General features: G+C 73.5%; 10 protein-coding genes. 8 read left to right on the forward strand and 2 right to left on the reverse strand.

Annotated features, from left to right (window positions below; translation table 11 throughout):
- Window positions 1-20: 20 nt before the first annotated feature.
- The 5 genes from OP18_RS48910 to OP18_RS48925 are packed head-to-tail and all read left to right on the forward strand — an operon-like array spanning window position 21 to window position 3,121.
- Window positions 21-560: a thiamine pyrophosphate-binding protein gene (locus OP18_RS48910; RefSeq protein ID WP_211273915.1), complete on the forward strand. Its 540-nt coding sequence runs from the start codon at window positions 21-23 to the stop codon at window positions 558-560.
- Window positions 557-1,105, forward strand: coding sequence for a thiamine pyrophosphate-dependent enzyme (locus tag OP18_RS48915; protein WP_033367348.1), 549 nt, complete (start codon window positions 557-559; stop codon window positions 1,103-1,105). The genes OP18_RS48910 and OP18_RS48915 overlap by 4 nt, the downstream gene beginning before the upstream one ends.
- Window positions 1,105-2,124 (forward strand): FomB family phosphonate monophosphate kinase, encoded by a 1,020-nt coding sequence (locus OP18_RS48920; protein ID WP_033367350.1) that lies wholly within the window; start codon window positions 1,105-1,107, stop codon window positions 2,122-2,124. The genes OP18_RS48915 and OP18_RS48920 overlap by 1 nt, the downstream gene beginning before the upstream one ends.
- Before the next feature lie 5 nt (window positions 2,125-2,129).
- Complete coding sequence (locus tag OP18_RS62250; RefSeq protein WP_156090327.1) at window positions 2,130-2,270, forward strand: hypothetical protein; 141 nt, start codon at window positions 2,130-2,132, stop codon at window positions 2,268-2,270.
- Window positions 2,267-3,121, forward strand: a complete 855-nt coding sequence (locus OP18_RS48925) for a DMT family transporter (protein ID WP_033367351.1) — start codon at window positions 2,267-2,269, stop codon at window positions 3,119-3,121. Before OP18_RS62250 ends, OP18_RS48925 begins: the two co-directional genes overlap by 4 nt.
- A gap of 45 nt (window positions 3,122-3,166) precedes the next feature.
- On the opposite strand, the gene OP18_RS48930 is transcribed toward OP18_RS48925, so the two are convergent.
- Window positions 3,167-3,826 carry a Type 1 glutamine amidotransferase-like domain-containing protein gene (locus OP18_RS48930; protein ID WP_033367352.1) on the reverse strand — a complete coding sequence of 220 codons (660 nt, stop codon included), beginning with the start codon at window positions 3,824-3,826 and terminating at the stop codon, window positions 3,167-3,169.
- Window positions 3,827-4,063: 237 nt separating this feature from the next.
- Window positions 4,064-4,348 (reverse strand): hypothetical protein, encoded by a 285-nt coding sequence (locus OP18_RS48935; RefSeq protein ID WP_156090329.1) that lies wholly within the window; start codon window positions 4,346-4,348, stop codon window positions 4,064-4,066.
- Window positions 4,349-4,492: 144 nt separating this feature from the next.
- Between OP18_RS48935 and OP18_RS48940 the strand changes: the two genes are divergently transcribed.
- The 3 genes from OP18_RS48940 to OP18_RS60115 form a co-directional block, all read left to right on the forward strand.
- Window positions 4,493-5,200, forward strand: a complete 708-nt coding sequence (locus OP18_RS48940; protein WP_033367354.1) for a lytic polysaccharide monooxygenase — start codon at window positions 4,493-4,495, stop codon at window positions 5,198-5,200.
- Window positions 5,201-5,288: 88 nt separating this feature from the next.
- Window positions 5,289-6,110, forward strand: a complete 822-nt coding sequence (locus tag OP18_RS48945) for a substrate-binding domain-containing protein (protein WP_052388511.1) — start codon at window positions 5,289-5,291, stop codon at window positions 6,108-6,110.
- Between the two features lie 43 nt (window positions 6,111-6,153).
- The coding region (locus tag OP18_RS60115; RefSeq protein ID WP_342668971.1) for a carbohydrate-binding protein at window positions 6,154-6,576 on the forward strand (423 nt) is incomplete at its 3' end.

The raw sequence follows: 6,576 nt of genomic DNA on the forward strand, positions 1-6,576 counted from the left end.
CCCTCGTCGAAAGGTTCACCGTGCCCACTGACGCACTGCAAGCGGCCGCGCCGCCAGCCCTGAGCACCGCCGAGGAGGTGGTCAGGGCCTATACCGGGCAGGGGTACACGCACTTCACCGGGGTGCCGTGCTCGCTGCTCAAGGGCCTGTTCAAGCTGCTGGAAGGCCCGCCGACCGAGCTGACCCGGCAGGTGACCTACCTGCCGGCGCCCCGCGAGGACGCGGCCGTCGGCGTCGCCACCGGCCTCGCCGTCGCCGGCGCCCGGCCGGTCGTGATGATGCAGAACTCCGGCCTCGGCTACTGCCTCAACGTGCTGACCTCGCTCAACCTCATCTACGACGTGCACGTGCCGCTCATCGTGAGCTGGCGCGGCCACGACGGCAACGACGCCGTCGAGCACGACATCATCGGCCGGGAGCTGACCAACCTGCTCGACGTCTTCGGGCTGCGCTGGAGCGTGCTGGACCCGGCCCGCCCGCACGACAGCGTGCTGGACTGCCTCGCCGCGACCGCCGACGGGAAGGCCACCCCGGTGCTCATCGTCAAGGAGAGGATATGACCACGCCAGGCATCACCGAGGCGATCCTCGCGGTGACCCGCCGGTTCCCGGCCGCGCTCACCGTGTCCACCTGCGGCTTCATCACCCGTGACCTGTACAACGTCGCGGACCGGCCGCAGAACTTCTACCTCGTCGGCTCGATGGGCATGGCCGCGCCGGTCGGGCTCGGCATCGCCCTGGCCGTCCCCGGGCGGCAGGTCGTGGTGCTCGACGGCGACGGCTCGTTCGCGATGAACCTGTCGGTGCTGCCGATGCTCGCCGAGCACCGGCCCAACCTCGTGCACGTGGTGCTGGACAACGGCGTGCACGAGAGCACCGGCGGCCAGCGGCCGGTCCACGTCGGTGACCCGGCCGGGCTCGCCCTCGCGGCCGGGTACGCCGCCGCGTACACCATCGACAGCCTCGACGCCCTCGAGGCGCTGACCCCCGCGGACGGCCCGACGCTCGTGCACATCCGGTGCACGCCGCGCGGGAAGTCGGCGGGCGCGCGGGTGCGGTGGACGCCGCAGCAGATCGTGGCCAGGTTCGCCGAGGCGGCTGCCTGATGCGGGTCGGCGTGGACGTGCTCGACCCGGTGCTGCGCTCGTCGAGGACCGTGGACCTGGGTGTGCTGACGCTGCGGATCTCCTCCAACCTGGAGGAGTTCGACGGGTACGCGTACTTCCCCCGACCGGCGGTCCCCGGTGCGGAGCCCGACGAGGAGCTCGTCTGCGTCGACCTCGACCGCGACCCGGTGGACGTCGCCGAGCTCGAGGCGCTGGCGGACCGGACCCTGCGCGCCAAACGTTTCCGGACGGGCTACTACCTCAGCCACGTCTTCGGCGCACCCGCCTACCTCGTGACCCGGGGGCGGCGCCGGTTCGTCTTCGGCCGCCGGCTGGAACGCACGGTGTGGCCGTACTTCGTCAAGACCATCCTCACCGCGCACGCCATCGACCACGGCCGGCTGCACCTCAAGGCCGCCGGCTTCACGGCCGGCGGGGCGGCGACCCTGCTGGTGGGCGCGAACGCCGGCGGCAAGACGGTGTTCCTGGAGCAGGCGTGCCGGGCCGGCGCCCGCTTCCTGAGCAACACCCACACGCTGGTCCTGCCCGGTCCCGGGGCGGGCGTCGCGGTGGGGGTGCCGTCGGCGGTACGGGTCCGCGAGGTCGCACCGGAGCTGCTGGCGTCCGGGCGGGCGCGCCGGCACATCGAGGCCGGCGACTACATCGTGGACCCGGCGGAGCTGTTCGGCGGCGACCCGGTCGCCTCGGCCCCGGTCCGCAACGTCGTCATCGCCAACTACCGGCCGGGGGCGCCCTTCGCGTTCGACCGGATCGGCGCGGCGGACGCGGAGGCGTTCTGCGAGCAGTTCGCCTCGGCGCTGACGATGTACGGGCTGAAGGACGACGTGCTGGCGCACGGCGGCGGTGACGCGCTGCGCTTCGCCGGCATCGTGCGGGACATGCGCCGCCGCCTGCACGACCTGGTGTCGGCGGCGCGCTGCTACCGGGCCACGGTGGACATGCACGACGCCACGCACCGGGCCGCCGTGCTCGCCGAGCTCGCCGCGCCGCTGCCGTGAGCGGCGTGCTGCTGGTGTCGCCTCCGGTGTCGGGCTTGGTGTCGCCTTCGGTGTCGGCCTTGGTGTCGCTTTCGGTGTCGCTTTCGGTGTCGCTTTCGGTGTCGGGCCTGGTGTCGGGCCTGGTGTCGCGCTTGGTGGCCGCGTGACGGCGGCGGTGCTGCTGGCGGTGCTGGTCGCGGCGGTCGTCCACGCCAGCTGGAACGCGGTGGCGCACACCATCGACGACGAGCTGGCCGGGCTGAGCCTCGTCGGGGCCGGGCGGGTGGTGTGCGGTCTCGCCCTCGCGGCGGCGGCGCCGGCACCCGACCCGGCGTCGTGGCCGTGGCTGGCCGCATCGGCGCTGCTGCACGTCGTGTACCAGGTGCTGCTGGTGCGCTCGTTCGCGCTCGGCGACTTCGGGCAGGTGTACCCGATCGCCCGCGGCACGGCGCCGATCGTGGTGACGCTGGTGGCCACGACGGTCCTCGGCGAGCGGCTGCACCCGCTGACGCTCGCCGGGGTCGCGGTGACCATGGCCGGCCTGGTCGGGCTCGCCGTGTGGGGTTTCCGCGCCCGCCAGGCCGACGCCCCGCCGTCGTGGCCGGGGATCGTGGCGGCGCTCGGCACCGGGCTCACCATCGCGGCGTACACCGTCGTGGACGGCGTGGGCGTGCGCGCGGCGGTCGCCACCGCCGGCTACGTGGCCTGGCTGATGATCAGCGACGGCGTCGCGGTGCCCGCCTACGCCCTCGCGCGGCACGGCACGGCGATGGTCCGCCGGGCCCGTCCGGTCGCCGCCAAGGGCCTCACCGCCGGTGCCCTGTCCGTGCTGTCCTACGGCCTGATCCTGTGGGCACAGGCGAACGCGCAGCTGGCGCCGGTCGCGGTGCTGCGCGAGTCGAGCATCCTCGTCGGCGCGGCCATCGCCACGTTCTGCTTCCGGGAGCGCTTCGGCGCACCGAGGGCCGTCGCGGCGGCCGTCGTCCTGGCCGGCATCACCCTCATCCTGGCCCGCTGACCCCCGCCCGCCGGCGCCGACCGGCCCGGTGGGCGGTGCCGGGCGTCACCCGAACTTCGTCCACTGCCCTTCGGAGACCACCTCGACGGCGCCGTCGACGACCGCGATCGCCGTCTGCTCGTCGATGGCGTACGCCGGACCGCCGATGTCGGCCCCCCACCGCGCCGCGTGGGCCATGGTGTTCGTCGGGAACGCGTCCAGGTGCGGAAAGATCGAGAAGTCGACGACCCCCAGGGTGCGGTCGTCCGGCGCCGACGGCCACTCGACGAAGGAGCCACCGATCCTGGGCGTCATCACCATGCTGCCGGCGCTCACTCCCACCCAGACCTTGTCGGGCAGTGCAGGCAGCAGCTCGGCCAGGCCGGACTCCCGCATCCAGTGGCACAGGTACGTCGCATCGCCGCCGTCGACCAGCAGCACGTCGGCCTGCCGGACCCAGGGAACCCACCGCTCGGCGCCGACGCTGGGCAGCGCGGTCAGCTCCAGCACCCCGAGCGACGCCCAGCCCAGGCCGGACAGGTGGTCGAACCCCGGCCCGGCGGCCACGAAGCTCCGGACCGTTGCCGGACCGCACATCGGGTGCCCCCACTGCGCGGTCGGGACGCACAGGGCGTGACACTCGGCGATCGGCTTGCCGAGCAGCCGCACGAGCGCCGACCGGATGCTCGGGTTCGTGACCCCACCGGAGGTGAGCAGGAGCTTCACGGTGCCTCCGAAATCACCGGAAGGGCCATGGTCCCTGCCGACCGCAGGCCGAGATGGAGCCCATCCTAGTCGCGACGCCGCGGGCCCGCCGGCGCAAGGACGTCGAGGACGGCAGGCGCGTGGCGTTCGCCGTGCTGAGCCTGGCCGAGGGGACGGCGATCGGCACCACCAACCTGCACAGCTGGCACGCGCTCGCCGGGCAGGAACCGGGGCGCGGCACGGCGCCGGCTGGACGGCTCAGTCGTCCCCGAGGTAGCCGGTGGCGGGGTCGATCTGGGCCAGGAAGCCGCGGATGTGCTCCAGGTGCTCGTCGAGCGACGGGTCCGGGGTCGGGCTCACGCCGAATCCGTAGCCGGGATTCGGGCCGCTCAGCCACGTGTAGTCGGTGCCTCCGAAGGCGTTCGGGCGCAGGGCGAACCGTTCGCCGTCGACGTCGAGCGTGACCGACCCGGCCGCGTCGCCGGGCTCCGGGCACACGCCGGGCACGGCCCGCGGGTCGCCGTCGCTGTCGTCCGGGTACATCGCCTGCACGCCACCATCTTCGCGCACCCGCGTGGAGAACTAACTGTTGACAAACCTTACTGATTGACGTTCCCTGATGGAAAGGTCGACGCCGGTGGGCGGACCGGTCGTCAACAGATGGCTCTCGCCTGCCGAAGGAGCGACATGACCCTCCGAAGAAGACTGGCGGTCCTCGCCGCCGCCCTCCTCGCCGCCCCGCTGATCACCGTGATCGTCTCGGCCTCGCCGGCCAGCGCCCACGGCTGGGTCACGAGTCCACCGAGCCGCCAGGACCAGTGCGCCACCGGTGTCGTGGCGAACTGCGGCCAGATCCAGTACGAGCCGCAGAGCGTCGAGGCCCCCAAGGGATCCCGCCTGTGCAGCGGCGGCAGCAGCTACACGGTGCTCGACCAGGACGACAAGGGCTGGCGCGTCACGAACATCAACAGCTCGACGACGTTCTCGTGGCGCAACACCGCCATGCACCGCACGCTCAACTGGCAGTACTACGTCGACGGCAACCTGCACCAGACGTTCACCAACGGCAACACGCAACCGCCGCAGGTCGTCAACCACAACGTGACCGGCCTGCCCAGCGGGCGGCACAAGATCCTCGCCGTCTGGAACATCTACGACACCGCGATGGCGTTCTACGCGTGCGTCGACGTCAACGTGGGCAGCGGCGGTGGCACCACCACCCCGCCGCCGCCGACCGGCAACTGCCCCGCGGCGTGGAGCGCCTCGGCGGTCTACACCGGGGGCATGACGGTCTCGCACAAGAGCCGCAAGTACACCGCGCGGTGGTGGACCCAGGGCGAGGAGCCCGGGACCACCGGCGAGTGGGGCGTGTGGCAGGACAACGGCGCCTGCTGATCCGCAGCACCTCCTGAAGAGGACCGCCGGCCCCGGGCACCCCGGGGCCGGACGGCTCCGAGCATCCGAACGAGCGGAGCCCGCCCCGATGCACCTGCGCAGCGTGAGTGTCGTGGCCGTGGCCGCGATGGCCGTCGCCGGTCCCGTCCTGGTGGCGTGCTCCGGCGCGCCGGCCCCTGCCGCGGCGACGGCTTCGGCCGGCCACGACCACCAGCACCCCGCCGGCGGCCCGGCCGGGACCGGCGCGCCGGGCGGGACGCTCGTCGTGCACGCCGCCGACGAACTGCGCGCGACGCTGACCGTCCTCGTGCCGAAGTTCGAGGAGGCGTTCCCGGACGTCCGGGTCGCGGTGGAGTACGGGCCGGCGGCCGAGCACGCCGGGCACATCCTCGCCGGTGCGCCGGTCGACGTGTTCGTGACCGGGGACTCCGTCGCCGTCGCGCAGGTCGCGGCCGGCCACGCCCGTGGCGCACCGGCGGTCGTCGCGCGCAACCCGATCGTCATCGCCGTCCCACCGGGCACCGGGATCGCCGGGGTCGCCGACCTTCGCGGTACCCGGGTCGCGTTGTGCGCCGAGAGCATCCCGTGCGGCCGGGTAGGCCGTGCCGCGCTCACCGCCGCCGCGGTCGACGTGCGCCCCTCCGCCGTCGAGCCGGACCCGGCCGCCGCGCTGGCCCAGGTCCGCGCGGGTGCCGCGGACGCCGCGCTCGTCTACCGCACCGACGTCGTCGCGTCCGGTGCCGACCTGCGCGCCCTCGACTTCGCCCAGGCACTGCTGATCGCCGACCAGTACACCGCCATCAAGGTCTCCTCCGGCCGCAACCCGGTCGGCGCGGACGCGTTGGTGGCCTTCCTCGGCTCCGCCCTGGCCCGGCACGTCTTCGCCGACGCCGGCCTGTCACCCACCTGAGCACCTCCCACCTTCCCCCGACCCGTCGATGACGAGGAGTCCGATGACCGCTCAACGTCGCAAGTTCGCACTGGCCGCAGGTGTGGCCCTGACCATCGCCTCGGCGATGGTGCTGGTGCCCACGATTCAGGCGCAGGCCGGCAGCGCCGCCGTCCAGGCCGCGTGCACCGCGCCGGCCTGGGCGGAGGGCAACACGTACACGGTGGGCACCCAGGTCACGTACCAGGGCCACACGTACCAGGCGCTGCAGACGCACACCGCCTACCCCGGGGCCGGCTGGACCCCGTCGACCACGCCGGCGCTGTGGGCGGATCTCGGCGCGTGCACCGGCGGTGGCGGCCCGACCACACCGCCGCCGACCACGCCGGCGGGGACCCCGGGTGTGCCGGGGAACTTCCGGGTGACCGCGACGACGAACACGAGCTTCTCCCTGGCGTGGAACGCTTCGACGGGTACGGTCACCGGC

This window comes from Dactylosporangium aurantiacum, from assembly GCF_000716715.1.
Lineage (GTDB): Bacteria > Actinomycetota > Actinomycetes > Mycobacteriales > Micromonosporaceae > Dactylosporangium > Dactylosporangium aurantiacum.